The sequence below is a fragment of the Candidatus Vallotiella adelgis genome (assembly GCF_020541305.1).
Lineage (GTDB): Bacteria > Pseudomonadota > Gammaproteobacteria > Burkholderiales > Burkholderiaceae > Mycetohabitans > Mycetohabitans adelgis.
On the sequence record NZ_CP047396.1, the window covers coordinates 682,192 to 699,629 of the forward strand.

Consider the following 17,438-nt stretch of genomic DNA (forward strand, 5'->3'; position numbering starts at 1 on the left):
ATCACAACGCGCGAGTAAGCATAACTGATTGACCTGTATGCAGTGACACTACGGCAGACAACGTTTCAAAAAACTCGGTGGAGGTTCGGGTATCGAGCCAAACACCATCAACATACTTAAAGTGATACCCACCAGACTTCGCTGCAATCCAGATTTCACGCATCGAAAGCTGCAGGTTTACGATGATCTTTGAATCGACGTCGAATTCGAGCTTTAGTACGTTTCCGATTCGCTCGCATTCGACGTCGATACCCACCTCATCAGCCACATCTTCGACTGCAGTTTGCACGGCATCAAGCGTTTGTTCGGCTAGCTCCAGATATTCTGCGTTGGTCATGCTAAACTCCAGAACTTAGGTTAATGAGGTGTCTCATGCAGGTTACTTCAGGATTATCAAAAATTATAGCTGGTCCACGCGTATGCATCGTCGTAGTGTCATGTAGTATCATAGCCTCAGGCATCGCCGTTCTTGCAGGTTGTGGACAACGAGGCCCGTTGTATCTGCCTAATGTGCCACCGTTGCCCAAACAACCGGCCTTCATTACACAAGCGGAGCGCGCTATCGACATATCATCGGCTCACGGCGTCGTGGACGCATCTCCGACTCCATTCATAAGCCCATTGCAGCACAATCTTCGGACCGCATCCAGTCTGTCTGTTCCACGATCCACCCACAATTAATTCATGGCTAATGCTTTCGCCTACATCGACGGTCAACTGCACGCCGAACGATTATCCGCCCACCAGCTTGCTGAAGAGTACGGAACACCGCTCTACGTCTATTCTCGTGCTGCACTAACTGAAGCATATCAGTCTTATGTAAACGCGTTCACGGGCTATCGCTCGAAAATTTATTATGCAGTAAAAGCGAACAGTAATCTTGCTGTTTTGAACGTGTTCGCACGCCTGGGCGCTGGATTCGATATCGTGTCCAGCGGTGAATTCGCTCGCGTGCTGGCTGCTAGTGGTAAACCACACGATGTGGTGTTTTCCGGTGTCGGAAAACGTACTACTGAGATACAAATTGTTTTAGAGGCAGGCGGACGTTGCTTCAATGTCGAGTCGCTAGACGAGTTAGAGCGACTAAACCAGATTGCTAGCGAATCGAGCCAGATTGCACCGATATCGCTGCGCGTGAACCCCGATGTCGATGCAAAAACCCATCCATATATTTCGACGGGCCTCAGGGCGAACAAGTTCGGCGTCGCTTTAGACGATGCGCGTGCAGCCTATCGTGCAGCGCTAGGCATGAAACATCTGCGCATTGAGGGAATCGACTGTCATATTGGGTCTCAGATTACTGAGATCCCTCCCTATCTGCATGCCATTGATAAGATACTCGAGTTAGTTGATCAAGTGGAAGCAGACGGCTCGTCAATTAACCATATTGACATCGGTGGTGGCTTAGGTATTCGCTACAATAATGAAACACCGCCAGATATCGGCACATTTGTGAGAACAATACTAAACCACTTCGATCGGCGTGGACATGGTCATCGTGAAATATGGTTTGAGCCTGGGCGCTCACTAGTTGGCAATGCGGGCATTTTGCTGACTCGCGTCGAATATTTAAAGACGGGGACAATCAAAAATTTTGCAATCGTTGATGCGGCAATGAACGATCTCGCGCGCCCCGCCATCTACAATGCGTATCACAAAGTTGACGCGGTTACACCGCGTGATGGCCAGCTACCTGCAACTTACGACATCGTTGGCCCAGTATGCGAGAGTGGTGACTGGTTAGCTCGCGATCGATCACTTGCCCTAAAGTCCGGAGACCTGCTCGCGATACGGTCGGCGGGCGCGTATGGGTTCGTAATAAGCTCAAACTATAATAGTCGACCAAGAGCTGCCGAGTTGCTCGTAGATGGCGCACGAGTGCACATGGCTCGACGACGAGAAACACTCTTGCAGTTGATGAATGGCGAATCGGTACTACCTGACTGAGCCAGGTAACGCAACTACGTATGACACACCACAGTATTCAGTCCTTCACGCGCCTAAGGCGCTGCGCTACTATCTGATGCTATGCAACTCCTATCTTGGTTGACTTAGCTGACTTTAGATTCTTGAATTATTTCTCTAGACATCTAATAGCTGGGTCAGCTAATGGGAGATAGATACCTGTTGCTGCTGGGCGAGGCTAAGAATCACATATAGCGTCAGGAAATGCAGAGTAAGAAAAGTAGCTAGACTGGCTTATAGTCCTATTTGTTCTATATAAACAAACAGTTCGACCAGCTCTGGTTATAGCCAGCGCGTATGTCTTATTTCACTGATTAGACTAGAAAAAGTCTAGTATTTCTGACATTCGCAATCTTTTGGGTCGAAATACTATAAGTTACGAAAGCGAGTCGACTCAGCAAAGCATCCGTTTTATCTGGCATATATTGATGGCGATAACCTGAATATATGCCTCAGCGTACAAAAGTTTTACGTCGGACTAGCGACGCAAAAACTAGAGTTAAGGGGAGCGAATAATCTAGGACTACATGTTCTGGAGTATGCCGCTCTTTAAATCGACCAAAATTCAATGTGATCCGCAACTAACCCAGCGATACTTTAATCTTAATTTATGGCAAAATTCATATCTAAAAAATAGACTAATGACATGACATTGTTCTCTTTCAGCTATACCATAATTTTCGGGAGATACACTGCGGATGTGTATTCTTACTAACCTGGGTTGCACTATCGAATCAACTGAGCTGAGTTAGAATTTAATTCTAATTACACTAATGCTAATCTGCCATATCTAGCTACTATGAAGTTTCTACTTGACTTGTTGCCAATCGTGCTTTTTTTTGTTGCATTTAAAGTTTGGAACATTTATATCGCAACCGGTGTAACAATTGCTACTGTACTAATGCAGGTCGCGTGGTCAGGATTACACCATTGTCGAGTCCACCCAATATTGTGGGTAAATCTAGCAATCGTTGTTATATTTGGCGGCTCGACTCTGGTGCTACATAACGACACATTTATTAAGTGGAAGCCAACTGTTCTGTACTGGGCATTCTCTTTGGCAATCATGTTTTCCCAATTTGGACTACGTAAAAATCTAATTCATAAGATAGTGAGCACTAAAATAAAGCTGCCCCCAGAGGTTTGGAATCAACTTAACATTGCATGGATGCTATTCTTCGTAGTATTGGGCATTGCTAATTTATTTATCGCGTATCGATTCTCTAGCGATACTTGGGTCAACTTTAAGCTGTTTGGTACGACTGGTGCGATGCTTTTATTCATCATTGTACAAAGTCTATGGCTTGCCCAATATGCAAAAGAAGGATAAGACAATGAGCCATATGCTTTTAAGTACCCCACTCAAGCAGCGCATCACATTAATCCGTGCGCGCTTGAGTGTCGCTCTCTCCCCGATTACACTAGAAATTTATGATAACAGCGCACAACATGTTAACCATGACGGCGTAGCCGCTGGCGGCCACTATACGGTGACTGTTATTTCGTCAGCATTTGAGGGTTTGACTCGGATAGCTCGACACCGGCTGGTATATGATGCACTTTCCGATATGATGAAACATGATATTCATGCGCTATCAATCAATTCATACACACCAAAAGAATGTAATTCATCTTCCCGTTAAGATATTTTGATGAGAAAAATCTTCTGGTAGATCACGGAGTACTTGCGTAGTAGCGATACCCGCATTTGCCTAAAATATTGCCGTAATTAATGGTACTCCAATACCGAAAACGCGCGCTGACGTTCTTTTGAAAGCACTTACACGACAAAGAAAACGAGACTCGAGGCAACTGCAGATGCTCGTTCGGGAGGATCTAATTAATCGTGAGTTGCTAAGGAGAAGGCACTCCGGCGCGGCATTGTAGACCGGCCCAGCCCGAAGTAAAAGAACAAATCGTACTAGCTAACCAAAGTATTATGATTCATGCGCTAATAGCTAAGTGCCACCGCAATCAAAGAACGCCATAAGCAGTTAGTTGAACGGACAAGTGTTAAGGAGTTACACTTATATCACATTCTCGTTCATAATGAACAATAAGCAAAGCGTTTAATTTCTAAGATTAAGGAAAGCGAGAGTTTCGAAGTACTCGCACAAAAATATTCGAAAGATCCAATCTCAGCTAAAAACGGCGGAGACTAGATTGGGCAAACCCTCAAAACTTTGTTCTAGAATTTGCGGATTAGCAAAATAATCTAAAAAGTGAAGTGATGCCCACGCCTTTTCATACACAGTTTGGTTGGCATATCATGCCGACTCAACAACTTACGAGTAATTCAACTCCTTCTAATAAGGAAAATCGAGTCGCAATTAGCTCAACCATTAGCTCAAGAAAAGCTGCAGAAACTAGTCTGTAAGTTACGAAAAAACGCGAAGATTCGGTAACATATATGTAAGGGTTACACATCAAAATCCGATAAAAAAATCGGCTTAATGCTAAGCAAATCAACCTATCCAGCACCGTGCGTTGCGGTACAGCCGAAGCCAGGGACTTTCTTCACCCCACTCTTTTGGGTGCCAGCTCATTTGCACAGTGCGGTGTACCCGCTCAGTATGCGGCATGAGCACAGTGAAACGCCCGTCCGGCGTGGTGATCGACGTAATACCCTGAGGAGATCCATTTGGATTAAACGGGTAGCGCTCGGTTACTTCGCCGTGATGGTCAATATAGCGCATCGCGACCTGCACGCTTGACAAATCGCCCTGTTGCGAAAAGTCCGCATAACCTTCGCCATGCGCTACAGCAACAGGTAGACGGGAGCCCTCAAGCCCGGAGAAAAAAATAGACGGGGATTTTTCTATTTGCACAAATGAAAAGCGTGATTCGAATTTCTCGGAGTAATTACGCACAAAACGTGGCCATGCTTGCGCTCCTGGAATCATCGATGCGAGACTAGTCATCATCTGGCAACCATTACAGATGCCGAGCGAAAACGTATCAGGACGTCCGAAAAATTCGGAAAACATATCCGACAATCGTGCATTAAAGCGAATCGTCTTCGCCCAGCCTTCTCCGGCTCCAAGCACGTCACCGTATGAAAATCCGCCGCAGGCTATAACACCGGAAAATTGTGTAAGGTCGGCTCGACCTTCAATTAGATCGCTCATATGTACATCGTACGCATCAAACCCGGCGCGATGGAATGCGTAAGCAGTTTCTAAATGCGAGTTTACACCTTGTTCACGCAGAATAGTTACGCGTGGTCGATTACCGCTCGAGATGAATGGTGCCGCTATATCTTCTTGTAGATCAAATGTCAAGTGCGGCACGATTCCTGGATCTGACACATCACTTAACGCTTCATACTCGGAGTCTGCGCATGCTGGATTATCACGCAGCCGAGCAATACGCCAACTGACTTCGCTCCAGATCTGGTATAATTTAGTACGGGGAGCTTCATAAATTTTTGTTACGCCGCAATAAATCTCAATCACATCGCGCTCGTTAAGCTGACCAATCACGTGGCTCGCATTCGATAAACCAAATTTATGCAGAGTCGTGAGCACTCTATCGCGATCAACGGCGCGTACTTGCAGCACTGCGCCTAGCTCTTCAGCGAATAGCATGCGCACTGTTAGATCATCTCGCCGTCTAGTGATCTGTCGCGCCCAGTCTTTTTCGTCACTATAGTCGAACTCGTGCCTATGCTCGAGAAGCGTATCTAGGTTTAGTGATACGCCAATATGGCCAGCAAAAGCCATTTCCGCTACTGTTGCAAATAAGCCACCATCAGAGCGGTCATGATACGCGAGTAGTTGACCATCGCGGTTGAGCGACTGAATCGCATCGAAGAAGCGCTTTATATCCTGTACATCATCTATATCTGGCACACTATCTCCGACCTGTTGCGTAACCTGTGCGAGGATGCTACCGCCAAGACGGTTACGCCCACGTCCCAAATCGATTAAAATTAGGATGGAATCTCCAACTTCGGTTATGCTGTGTAACTGCGGCGTTAAATGGTTACGCACGTCTTCCACAGGCGCAAATGCAGAAACGATCAACGATACCGGTGAGATAACTTCTTTGTCGATACCGTTTTCACGCCACTGTGTATGCATCGATAACGAGTCTTTGCCAACCGGAATATCGATTCCTAAAGCCGGACATAACTCCATGCCAATCGTCTTAACAGTATCGAATAATGCGGCATCTTCCCCGGCACTTCCGCAAGCAGCCATCCAGTTAGCTGATAGCTTCAGCTGATTCAGCGATGAGATTGGTGCAGCAGTAATATTTGTTATCGCTTCGCCGACAGCCATACGCCCTGAGGATGGCGCATCGATTACCGCAAGGGGTGATCGCTCGGCCATTGTCATCGCTTCACCACGAAAACCGGCATAGTCCATTGTGGTAATTGCACAGTCAGCTACTGGTACCTGCCACGGACCGACCATCTGATCGCGAACGGACAATCCACCAACTGTACGGTCTCCGATCGTAATAAGGAAAGACTTGCTGGCAACAGTCGGATGCCTCAGCACTTGTGTTGCCACGTCTAATAGACTCAATCCGTTGATATCTATTGGCACAAACGTACGATGTACGCGCGTCACATCGCGATGTATCCGCGGTGCCTTGCTAAGCAACACTGCTATTGGCATATCGATTAGCATGTATGCCGTATTATCGGCGTTAACAGCATTGTCGATTAATTTTAACCGGCGTTCATTAGTCGTTATACCGACTACTGCCATTGGGCAGCGTTCACGCCGGCAGGTTTCTTGGAATGCAGGAAGATCATTGGCCGAAATCACGAGCACGTACCGCTCTTGCGCTTCATTCGACCAAATCTCTCTCGGCGACAACCCACTTTCTTCGAGTGGAACGCATTGCAATTGAAGATAGGCTCCTTTTCCAGCGCTGTTGACAATCTCCGGAAATGCATTCGACAAACCGCCTGCACCGACGTCGTGAATCGACAGGATCGGATTGTCATCCCCGCGTTGCCAGCATGCGTTGATAACTTCCTGTGCGCGCCGTTGTATCTCCGGGTTACTACGCTGTACCGAATTGAAATCGAGAGCAGCTGTATTAACCCCAAAAACCATTGAGCTTGCTGCACCACCACCTATACCGATACGCATTCCCGGGCCACCGATCTGCACAAGTAGCGCGCCAGCCGGCAATGTATTCTTATGCGTATGTTCGTGCGAAATATTTCCGATACCTCCAGCAATCATAATCGGTTTGTGATAGCCGCATACGAGGCCGCCGATGTTCTGCTGATAGACGCGGAAATAGCCGCCTAAATTAGGGCGGCCGAATTCATTATTAAATGCGGCGGCACCGAGCGGCCCATCGATCATAATTTGTAGAGGTGACGCAATACGTTCTGGCCGGCCATAACAGATGACATTGTCATCGGGACAGCGATCAGCAAGTGGCTGAGCGGCGTCACGTGCGCTTTCCCAGACCTCGATTGCGTCGGGCAACTCTAGATTAGACACCGAAAAGCCGATTAACCCCGCTTTGGGCCAAGCACCACGTCCGGTTGAACCCTCATCGCGGATCTCGCCGCCGGCGCCTGTCGCTGCTCCCTGAAACGGCGAAATCGCTGTTGGGTGATTATGTGTCTCGACCTTCATTAATGTATGTCTCATCACCTCTACGGATGCATAGTGCCGTGTGTCGCCACTAGCGAACCAGGTTTGTGTGAGGCCACCCTCCATCACCGCAGCGTTATCTGAATATGCAATAATCGTCCGTTGTCCGCTGAGTCGGTGCGTGTTCTTGATCATCTGAAACAGTGACATATTCTGGTGTTGGCCATCAATCGTCCACTGTGCGTTGAAAATCTTGTGTCGGCAATGCTCACTATTAGCCTGCGCAAACATCATCAGCTCTACATCCGTTGGGTTGCGGGCCAGCTGCGTAAATGCTTCGACTAAATAGTCGATCTCATTGTCAGCGAGCGCAAGTCCTAGCGCGGAATTAGCTTCTACTAGCGCACTCCGTCCCCATCTGGCTATATCTACTAGCTGAATCGGCTTTCTAGGAAGCTTATAGAATAACTGACGCGCCGCGTCTCTCGTAGTTACTACGCTTTCAGTCATCCGATCGTGCAGAACCGCGGCAACCTGATTTCGTATCGGTCTACTTAATCTCTTCTTCATGTTGATCGACTCTGGTGAGCGGATATGCAATGTCACTACATACTCAATACCGCGCTCGATTCGATGCACATTCTCGAAACCGCAGTGCCGGGCGATATCAGTAGCCTTGGACGCCCATGATGAAATCGTGCCGAATCGCGGAATCACTAGAAAAATTTCGCCTCCATCATTGGCTAGCGCGAGCTTGTCATGCCCGAGTAATGCGGTCAGCTGCATCATGTCAGCACTGTTAAGCTTAGTATGTGAACAAATAAAATAGACGTAGCGTGCATGTACGCCGATCATAGTCGGCTCAATAGCCTTCAGAGTTTGTAAGAGGCGGTTCTTACGGAACTCGGATAGCGCCGAAGCGCCAGGAAAGAATGAGAAGTGGGCCATAGGGCGTTGCATTAAAAATTTTGATCGTCTTGTCGACACAAGCAGACCCGACAGCCTGGTATTATGCGGTCACAGGAAACTGTTATTATACCGTGTTACGCTTATCAGGTTTTTCGGTTTAGTGGTAAAGATATGGTATTTCAGGCTTAAAAGAAGCAGTTAGCGTTTATTCCGCTAGCCACCGGTAATTTACACCGACCCCTCAAAGTATTTAGGTCTCCCGCATTACGCTGCTCTGCTTTGAGCTACATCAGAGAAGGTACTCCGATGAGCATCGGATACGGGGTTTGCCGCTGCTACTAGCAGCCTAGTTAGTGGCTGAGTGTTGCTGAAAATGGAATCATCATTCACGATTCTGATATATCCAGCAGCGATTTAAAGATGCTTATTATCTAGAACTAACGTTTAGGCGTTACCTGAAACTATTTGAAAGAGTGGCACAAGTTATTTACCTGCCTAATATCATCGGGTTTATTAGTTATTTCGAACGCTGATATATCAAATCTGCATCGCCTAGTTAGATACTAGATGTGAATACGAGAACATATAAAGTAACTAACTCTGCGTTTGCTAATCGATCCACATGCAGTAGGTATATCTAAAAGATAGCCTAGTTGCTGACGCGTAAACTCTAAGCCATCGTCGATCGCTAGAGATTAACTTGACCAGTAATTCCTACACTAGTAACTAGGCAAATTAGTAGTGTGTTATTCAAGATATTCAGCGCTTTTCCATGCAATATATGTCTCTATATAAAGCATACTATATAGAGAGGTAGCAAGATTACTATAGTGGATAGTAATAGACCCGACAAGCGTATCACCAGCAAGTTCTTATTTTATTACAAAGCCGGTAATACTTCTTCTATGTGCTATTAAATCTAGTCAAACTAATGACTGCAATATGTTATGCATATTGTATACTTGATACTAATACGTTATGCAATATAACTGTAAGTGCTGTGCCGATAAGCGTACCGGTCGCGGCTTCTCTTTTTCACGGAAACAAGAAAAAAGTCTATGAGACTCAACTCGCTTCCCGCCTGGTCCGCCCTTTCAATCCACTATGAGTTGATTCGCCATGCGCATATGCGCGACTGGTTTGCCCCAGAGAACGATACAGCGCCTACGCGGGCAGAACGTTTTACTGTTAGCGGAAGTGGGTTAACACTTGATTTTTCGAAAAATCGCGTAACTGACAAGACAATCGCATTGCTCGTTCAGCTCGCTCGCGAAACCAGTGTACAAAGGCGACGAGACGCAATGTTTTCCGGCGAGATTGTAAATCCGACTGAGGGCCGGGCTGCACTGCATACAGCCTTGCGGGCCTCAGACGCGAATGCACCATACGCCGTGCAGGTTAAAGCAGAGCGAAAAAAAATGGCGGCTTTTGCTGAGCGAGTGCGCAATGGACAATGGATAGGCTACACGGGAAAGCCAATTCAGTATGTTGTCAACATTGGCATTGGAGGATCAGATCTGGGTCCAAAGATGGTTACACACGCATTACATCATCTAGCTACACCGAAGATTCGAATACATTACGTGTCTAATATAGACGGTGTTGATCTGCAGCGAGTACTTGAACAGATCGATCCTGAACAGACGTTGGTAATTATCGTATCAAAAACGTTTACGACGCTAGAAACGATGACTAATGCGCATTCGCTACATGACTGGTTTATGCGCAGCGGTTGTACTTCAGACCAGTTGGCTCGGCATTTTGTGGCTGTGTCAGCAAACCCACAGGAAGTAGTACGTTTTGGTATTGCACCTAATAATATGTTCGAGATGTGGGATTGGGTTGGTGGACGCTATTCCCTGTGGTCAGGGGTCGGGCTATCGGCAATGATAGCAATTGGTTCTAAACACTTTGATCGATTACTCGCAGGCGCTCATTTAATGGATGAGCATTTTCGACGCACGCCATTAGCACATAATCTACCAGTACTGCTCGGGTTACTTGGTATTTGGTATCGAAATTTTTTTGGCTTACAAAGCTATGTTGTCGTGCCATATTCGGAGGCACTACACTTTCTGCCGGCATATCTGCAGCAACTGGAAATGGAGAGCAATGGCAAGTCTGTTACGCTAGATGGAAACTTCGTAGACTACCCAACTTCGGCAGTAACCTGGGGCGAATCCGGCACGAACGGGCAGCATGCATTTTTCCAAATGCTGCACCAAGGCCCAACAATTGTGCCCGTCGATTTCATCGTATCGCTCACGCCCGAACACCGCCTGCGCGGTCATCATGAAAAGCTGCTAGCCAATTGTTTTGCACAAGGTGAAGCGCTTATGGTGGGACGCACACAGGCGCAGGCGGAATGCATCGTCGGACTTGGGCAGGCAGAACTCGTACCGCATATTATTTTCCCGGGCAATCGACCAACCAATACAATCCTGCTTGATGAGTTAAATCCACAATCGCTCGGGGCTCTAATCGCGTTATATGAGCACAAGACACTTGTGCAGGCTGCTGTGTGGAATATTAACCCGTTTGATCAATGGGGCGTCGAACTTGGCAAGATGCTTGGACAAGTTATCGAGAAAGACTTAATTGCAGCAGAAACAGTCAACCCGAGTAAGCATGATTCGTCTACTAGCGCGTTGATTGCGAGATCGAAGCTTCAATTCACTAGGTCAAAAAAATAAACTCGCGTTTCACACTGCTTTTAAGGTGTACTAGTACACTAAGAGTAGATAAGCTGACCATAAAAATAGGGGGTCAGTATTTTTTACGGCTCTGTATAAAGTTTATATCTTAATCTATACTTGATACATAATTATCACATAATTGCCTTGTAGCTCTATTTAATACACTTAAACATAGGATATATGCGCTACTCGACTAACATACTGAGGTAAAGCATTGACTGCAAACGATTCGATATAAATCTGGCTTTCTAGAATAGCTGAACAAAGCTGAACACTAAGACAATCTCCATGCTGCGCTATTAGCGATCGCGGATTAATAACATCGATAATCAACAGCTCGATTATTGCATCATAATTTTCTTTCCCATAGTGACCCTTAATAATCGATAATGCTTCTGCAGATGTAACCCAGGGTTTTCTATCACTCACTAGGAGGATTTTTTCTGGCATAGCGGACACTTCTTCGTCCGGCTACCTCGATATAAATAGATACGTCTCTGGTTGGCTTCAGGAAAAACCGCGGCATGATTCAGCTTGGCACTCATGCGTTTATTTACCACCGCAGAACTAACCAGTGCAAGCGATGCTAGTGCAAGTGGAACAAACGACAACCACAGTACTGTATTCCACCCATATTTCGCTAGTAAGCTACCGGACAGGAAGGAACCAAAAACCATTGTTCCAAAGACGATAAAGTCATTAAGCGACTGTACTCGCACTTTCTCTTCCGGTTGATGGCATTCAAGTACAAGAGCCGAGGCCCCGACAAAACCGAAATTCCACCCAGCGCCGAGCAAAATAAGCATAATCCAAAAATGCGTGATATCAACGCCGAGTAGGCCTATCGTGGCTGAAAGTGCAATAAGTACCAGCCCAGCCGTGACAACCCGTTGTGCAGAAAAGCGTGTGATTAGTTTTCCCGTAAAGAAGCTAGGCGCGTACATCGCGATAACGTGCCATTGAATTCCAAGATTAGATGACGCTTGCGATAATCCGCACATTTGCATCGCAAATGGAGCAGATGTCATTAGAAAGTTCATTAAAAAATAAGAGACAACCGCGCAGATTACTGCGGTGACAAATCGAGGCTGACGAAGGATGAGAATGATCGGGCGTGCGCTATTATCCTCTGTTTTTGTTGGTTTTGGCAGATAAACTCCTTTTAGAGAACAAGCGGATAATATACCCATAACCGCTTGCGCAAGAAAAGTCACCGCGAAAGGGTGCGGTGTCCACAGGTCCATAGTTAAAGTGACAAGCTGGGGACCAATAACACCCGAGAGAACTCCACCCGCCATAACAAATGATAGTGCTCGCGCGCGCTGATCGGGCGGCACGCAATCTGCAGCGGCAAAGCGGAAAGAAAGAACCACGGCCGCATAAGCGCCGGCGAAAAAAGTCGCGAGGCAAAATAGCCAGAATACACCTAACATAACAGCCCAGGCTGCAAGCAGACCGGCAAGTACGCCGAATCCGGCACCGAGCATGAAGGCTTCACGACGGCCCCAGCGTTGTACAATCGCTCCGGCTGGAAGTGATGATGCAGCCATCCCGACGACAAAGATTGAGATTGGCAGAGTTGCTAGAGCAGAACTAGGTGCGAGCGTGTTTCCGACGATGGCACCAGTCGCATATATAATAGTCGAATTCGCACCAGCGAGTGCCTGCGCAATTGTAAGTCTAGCAATATTACTTTTTGCCTGCGTGTAAAGAATCGATGACGACGTGTTAATCATAGTCCCAACATTGACTTCTGGCATAAAATCCAGCCCGATAATTGCAGCTTCGCTGACTTGTTTATTCGGGGAGGATGACCTGCTGGTTTTCAGGCGTGTAACTACGCACTGCTGGCGGTAATTAGTGGCTAGACTTTGTTCTTGACGATGCTTGTTATCTCAATAAAATGCTTCTCCCATTAGCGCTATAATGAGCGCTAATGGGAGAAGCGAGTTTCCAGTACAACCATAGTATAACTATATGTGATGGATTACGAAAAGAATGGTGGGTGCTGAGGGGTTTGAACCCCCGACCTGCGCCTTGTAAAAGCGCTGCTCTACCAACTGAGCTAAGCACCCCTATTTCTCTCGCCGTCTCGTTTAACAGAGACGGCTATTTTAGCGTATATTGACGTGCCTCTCTCAGTGAAAATTTTTCTACTGCAATTATCTTAATATCGATAACTGCAGTAGTCGGAAATTGTATTTGATGTAGGATAGTTTATTTGCCTACTGCAAGGTACAGAATACTATTAAGTATAACGCTATCACTCTTCATTTTTCTTGATCCGAATACAATATACGTAGTTAATGAGTGAGGGCTATCTTGTTTAGACTCTAAATCTAGTATTGATTAGATAAGTTTTCGGACACATTCTAATGCTTTACGATCTCACCGCCCCCTTCCTTCATCTGGCTATCTGCAACTGATGCAGGTTTAGCATTGTCTTCCGACAGTGCATCTGGTATCCGCTCAAGCGCTAATTCTAGCACTTGATCAATCCAGCGAACCGGAACGATCTCGATCCTGTTTTTCACAGTATCCGGAATCTCAGCAAGATCTTTTACATTCTCTTCTGGAATTAGAACAAGCTTAATACTTCCGCGGTGCGCAGCTAGTAATTTCTCTTTTAGTCCACCAATTGGCAGTACTTCACCGCGAAGTGTAATTTCACCGGTCATAGCAACGTCAGCGCGTACTGGGATGCCGGTGAGCACTGATACTAGTGCAGTCGTCATCGCAACCCCTGCTGAAGGACCGTCTTTCGGCGTTGCACCTTCCGGCACGTGGATGTGAATATCTTGCTTTTGAAACCCTTCGTCGGTGATGCCTAGCCGACGAGAGCGCGAGCGTACGACTGATCGAGCAGCCTCGACAGATTCCTTCATCACATCGCCGAGCGATCCAGTACGAATCACGTTGCCTTTTCCAGGCATTAGTACGGCTTCAATAGTCAGTAAATCGCCGCCGACTTCTGTCCACGCTAGTCCGGTAACCTGGCCAATCTGGTTTTCCTTTGCCGCTAGTCCAACGTCAAATTTTCGTACGCCGAGGAATATATTCAGGTTGTCGCCATTAATAGTGACTGTGCTGTCTGCTTTCTTCAGTAGAAGCTTCTTCACGACTTTGCGGCAGATCTTCGATATTTCGCGCTCGAGCGAGCGCACACCTGCTTCGCGCGTATAGTAACGAATAATATCGCGAATTGCTCCTTCGATTAGGTAAATTTCATGGTCTTTCAGTCCATTATTGCGCTTTTGCTTAGGAAGAAGATAGCGCTGTGCAATATTGAACTTTTCATCCTCGGTGTAGCCGGACAGCCGGATCACCTCCATCCGATCCAGTAATGGTGGTGGAATATTTAAAGAATTTGACGTCGCCACAAACATCACGTCCGAAAGATCGAAATCAACTTCGATATAGTGATCTGAGAACGTATGATTTTGTTCCGGGTCTAGTACTTCGAGCAACGCAGAAGATGGGTCGCCTCGGTAGTCTCGCCCCATTTTATCTACTTCATCAAGCAGGAATAGAGGATTTCTCACGCCTGCTTTCATGAGGCTCTGCAGAATTTTTCCTGGCATTGATCCGATATAAGTGCGACGGTGACCGCGGATTTCACTCTCGTCATGCACGCCGCCGAGCGCCATGCGAACAAACTTGCGATTTGTGGCGCGAGCAATCGATTGCCCAAGCGATGTTTTTCCAACACCAGGAGGCCCAACTAGGCACAGAATCGGTGCTTTTACCTTATCTACGCGCTGCTGGACCGCCAGATATTCAAGGATGCGCTCTTTCACCTTGTCGAGACCGAAATGGTCTTTATCTAAAACAAATTCTGCATTTGATAAATCGCTATTAACCTTTCTTTTCTTGCGCCACGGAAGGCCAATCATAGTTTCGATATAGTTGCGTACTACTGTGGCTTCGGCAGACATTGGCGACATTAACTTCAGCTTCTTGAGCTCAGAATCGACTTTTTTATTCGCTTCTTTCGGCATGCGGGAAGATACAATACGCTTTTCGAGCTCTTCAATATCAGCACCATCCTCACCCTCACCCAGCTCTTTCTGAATCGCCTTGACTTGCTCATTTAGGTAATATTCGCGCTGGCTTTTTTCCATCTGGCGTTTTACGCGTCCACGGATGCGCTTCTCGACCTGAAGAATGTCGATTTCTGATTCAAGTTGTACAAGTAAATGCTCTAAACGATCAGCAACAGGAAACATCTCTAGTATGTTCTGCTTCTGATCTAACTTTAATGGCAAGTGCGCAGCGATTGTATCAGCTAAGCGACTTGCTTCGTCAATTCCAGATAGTGACGTTAGAATCTCTGGAGGAATTTTCTTATTTAGTTTCACATACTGGTCGAATTGCGACACAATTGCGCGTCGAAGCGCCTCGGTCTCTGCATTGTCGGTATGTTTTATCTCTAGAGGCATTAACTCGCATAAGAATATCGTTTCCTGTTCTGAGAACGATAATGTCTTTGCGCGCTGCAGCCCCTCAACCAGCACCTTTACAGTACCGTCTGGTAATCTCAGCATTTGCAAGATATTGGCGATACATCCAACCTGATAGAGATCTTTTTCAGTCGGCTCATCTTTTGCAGCAGTCTTTTGGGCAACTAGCATAATTTGCTTTCCGCCCTCCATTGCCGAATCAAGGGCCTTAATCGACTTTGGACGACCTACAAATAACGGTATTACCATATGCGGGAATACGACCACATCCCGTAGTGGGAGCAGTGGCAAAGTGGTACATTCAGTCGGGAGAAGTTGACTTCCTGACATTTTTATCCCTATTGTGGAATCGGTTCTTTCAAGAGTTGAGATAATAACTACACATTGCAGCCGTGTAATGCAGACCAATATAAAAACTGCTATTCGGGTTGTATAATGTGCAAAATTTTGAAATTGACTCTACCTTAAAAGAAAAGCCGTCTACGTTGCTATAAATAACTCATTTCCACGAAAAACATATCGACGATCAATTCCTCCCAGCAACTTTTTGCGCATCTTTATTATCATAGACTAATAACGGCTTACCCTGACCTTGAATGACGGTCTCATCAACGATAATTTTACTAATCCCTTTAAGGGTAGGAAGGTCGTACATGACATCTAGCAATGCCTGCTCTAAGATTGAACGTAAGCCACGAGCACCTGTTTTACGACGCATTGCTTTTTTTGCGACCGCTTGCAGTGCTGCTGGCTGAATCTCAAGCTCTACCTGCTCCATATTAAACAGCTTATGATACTGCTTCACTAACGCATTCTTCGGCTCAACTAAAATCTGTATCAGCGCAGCTTCATCAAGCTTGCCTAGCGTCGCAACAACCGGTAGTCGTCCAATGAGCTCTGGAATTAAGCCAAATTTAATCAGATCTTCCGGCTCGACATCCTGCAGTACCTCGCCTGCGTTATCATCTTGCTTACTCTTTACGCTCGCCCTAAAACCAATGCTAGTCTTTTGAGTACGATCTGTGATTACTTTTTCGAGACCATCGAACGCACCTCCGCAAATAAATAAGATATGAGTTGTATCAACTTGAATAAATTCCTGGTTCGGATGCTTACGACCACCTTTGAGTGGTACAGACGCTATCGTGCCTTCGATTAGCTTAAGTAGGGCTTGCTGCACACCTTCACCCGATACATCGCGGGTGATTGATGGGTTATCCGATTTGCGGCTAATCTTGTCAATCTCATCGATATAAATTATGCCGCGTTGCGCTTTGTCAACTTCGTAATTGCAATTTTGTAGCAACTTCTGAATTATATTCTCGACGTCTTCGCCAACATAGCCCGCCTCTGTAAGTGTGGTCGCATCCACAATTACGAACGGCACTTTTAGCAGTCTTGCGAGCGTTTGCGCAAGAAGTGTCTTGCCCGACCCCGTTGAACCAATCAGTAGAATATTACTCTTTGATAACTCAACGTCGTCTTTTTTATCAAGATGCTTTAAACGCTTGTAGTGGTTGTACACGGCCACTGCAAGAATTTTTTTAGCCTGTTCTTGCTTGATTACATATTGATCTAGAATCTTTCGTATTTCCAGCGGGCTCGGCAAATCTAATGGAGCAATCTCTATATTGCTAGATGTACCAGCCGCCTCGTCAAATATAATTTCGTTACACAAGTCAATACATTCGACACAAATGAAGACAGATGGTCCTGCGATCAGTTTTTGGACTTCGTTTTGACTCTTTCCACAAAACGAGCAATACAACATCTTCTCACTATTTGAATCTTTATTGTCCGTCATAAATATCAAACCTCCGCCGGACACTGATTGCATATTA

11 protein-coding genes and 1 tRNA gene are annotated in these 17,438 nt (G+C 46.3%); 6 read left to right on the plus strand and 6 right to left on the minus strand.

Annotation, left to right across the window (positions count from 1 at the left end; all coding sequences use genetic code 11):
* Position 1: 1 nt before the first annotated feature.
* Positions 2-337, minus strand: a complete 336-nt coding sequence (gene cyaY / locus GJV44_RS02475) for an iron donor protein CyaY (protein WP_226806173.1) — start codon at positions 335-337, stop codon at positions 2-4.
* 35 nt (positions 338-372) lie between these two features.
* Here cyaY and lptM point away from each other — a divergent pair, with 35 nt between their 5' ends.
* From lptM to GJV44_RS02500, 5 genes are all read left to right on the plus strand, one after another.
* Positions 373-681: an LPS translocon maturation chaperone LptM gene (gene lptM / locus GJV44_RS02480; RefSeq protein ID WP_226806175.1), complete on the plus strand. Its 309-nt coding sequence runs from the start codon at positions 373-375 to the stop codon at positions 679-681.
* Between the two features lie 3 nt (positions 682-684).
* Positions 685-1,947 (plus strand): diaminopimelate decarboxylase, encoded by a 1,263-nt coding sequence (gene lysA, locus GJV44_RS02485; RefSeq protein WP_226806177.1) that lies wholly within the window; start codon positions 685-687, stop codon positions 1,945-1,947.
* 817 nt (positions 1,948-2,764) lie between these two features.
* Positions 2,765-3,295, plus strand: coding sequence for a septation protein A (locus tag GJV44_RS02490; RefSeq protein WP_226806179.1), 531 nt, complete (start codon positions 2,765-2,767; stop codon positions 3,293-3,295).
* A gap of 4 nt (positions 3,296-3,299) precedes the next feature.
* Positions 3,300-3,608 (plus strand): BolA family protein, encoded by a 309-nt coding sequence (locus GJV44_RS02495; RefSeq protein WP_226806181.1) that lies wholly within the window; start codon positions 3,300-3,302, stop codon positions 3,606-3,608.
* A gap of 438 nt (positions 3,609-4,046) precedes the next feature.
* A complete protein-coding gene (locus GJV44_RS02500; RefSeq protein ID WP_226806880.1) occupies positions 4,047-4,127 on the plus strand; it encodes a peptidylprolyl isomerase in 81 nt (26 codons plus the stop codon).
* 303 nt (positions 4,128-4,430) lie between these two features.
* Here the strand turns inward: GJV44_RS02500 and purL are convergent, their stop codons facing one another.
* Positions 4,431-8,492: a phosphoribosylformylglycinamidine synthase gene (gene purL, locus GJV44_RS02505; RefSeq protein WP_420885739.1), complete on the minus strand. Its 4,062-nt coding sequence runs from the start codon at positions 8,490-8,492 to the stop codon at positions 4,431-4,433.
* A 1,007-nt stretch (positions 8,493-9,499) separates the two neighbouring features.
* Between purL and pgi the strand changes: the two genes are divergently transcribed.
* Entirely contained in the window at positions 9,500-11,134 is a 1,635-nt protein-coding gene (gene pgi, locus GJV44_RS02510; protein ID WP_226806183.1) for a glucose-6-phosphate isomerase, read from the plus strand.
* A 431-nt stretch (positions 11,135-11,565) separates the two neighbouring features.
* On the opposite strand, the gene GJV44_RS02515 is transcribed toward pgi, so the two are convergent.
* The 4 genes from GJV44_RS02515 to clpX form a co-directional block, all read right to left on the minus strand.
* Positions 11,566-12,873: an MFS transporter gene (locus GJV44_RS02515; protein ID WP_226806882.1), complete on the minus strand. Its 1,308-nt coding sequence runs from the start codon at positions 12,871-12,873 to the stop codon at positions 11,566-11,568.
* 263 nt (positions 12,874-13,136) lie between these two features.
* Positions 13,137-13,212, minus strand: a tRNA-Val gene (locus GJV44_RS02520).
* Between the two features lie 297 nt (positions 13,213-13,509).
* Positions 13,510-15,927 (minus strand): endopeptidase La, encoded by a 2,418-nt coding sequence (lon, locus tag GJV44_RS02525; RefSeq protein ID WP_226806185.1) that lies wholly within the window; start codon positions 15,925-15,927, stop codon positions 13,510-13,512.
* A gap of 196 nt (positions 15,928-16,123) precedes the next feature.
* The gene (clpX, locus tag GJV44_RS02530; protein ID WP_226806883.1) at positions 16,124-17,401 is read right to left on the minus strand and encodes an ATP-dependent Clp protease ATP-binding subunit ClpX; all 1,278 of its coding nucleotides are present in this window, start codon (positions 17,399-17,401) and stop codon (positions 16,124-16,126) included.
* Between the last annotated feature and the right edge of the window lie 37 nt (positions 17,402-17,438).

Coding starts and splice junctions, on each gene's coding strand:
- cyaY (WP_226806173.1), bottom strand. CDS start 337: ATGACCAACGCAGAATATCTGGAGCTAGCCGAACAAACGCTTGATGCC.
- lptM (WP_226806175.1), top strand. CDS start 373: ATGCAGGTTACTTCAGGATTATCAAAAATTATAGCTGGTCCACGCGTA.
- lysA (WP_226806177.1), top strand. CDS start 685: ATGGCTAATGCTTTCGCCTACATCGACGGTCAACTGCACGCCGAACGA.
- GJV44_RS02490 (WP_226806179.1), top strand. CDS start 2,765: ATGAAGTTTCTACTTGACTTGTTGCCAATCGTGCTTTTTTTTGTTGCA.
- GJV44_RS02495 (WP_226806181.1), top strand. CDS start 3,300: ATGAGCCATATGCTTTTAAGTACCCCACTCAAGCAGCGCATCACATTA.
- purL (WP_420885739.1), bottom strand. CDS start 8,492: ATGCAACGCCCTATGGCCCACTTCTCATTCTTTCCTGGCGCTTCGGCG.
- pgi (WP_226806183.1), top strand. CDS start 9,500: ATGAGACTCAACTCGCTTCCCGCCTGGTCCGCCCTTTCAATCCACTAT.
- GJV44_RS02515 (WP_226806882.1), bottom strand. CDS start 12,873: ATGATTAACACGTCGTCATCGATTCTTTACACGCAGGCAAAAAGTAAT.
- lon (WP_226806185.1), bottom strand. CDS start 15,927: ATGTCAGGAAGTCAACTTCTCCCGACTGAATGTACCACTTTGCCACTG.
- clpX (WP_226806883.1), bottom strand. CDS start 17,401: ATGACGGACAATAAAGATTCAAATAGTGAGAAGATGTTGTATTGCTCG.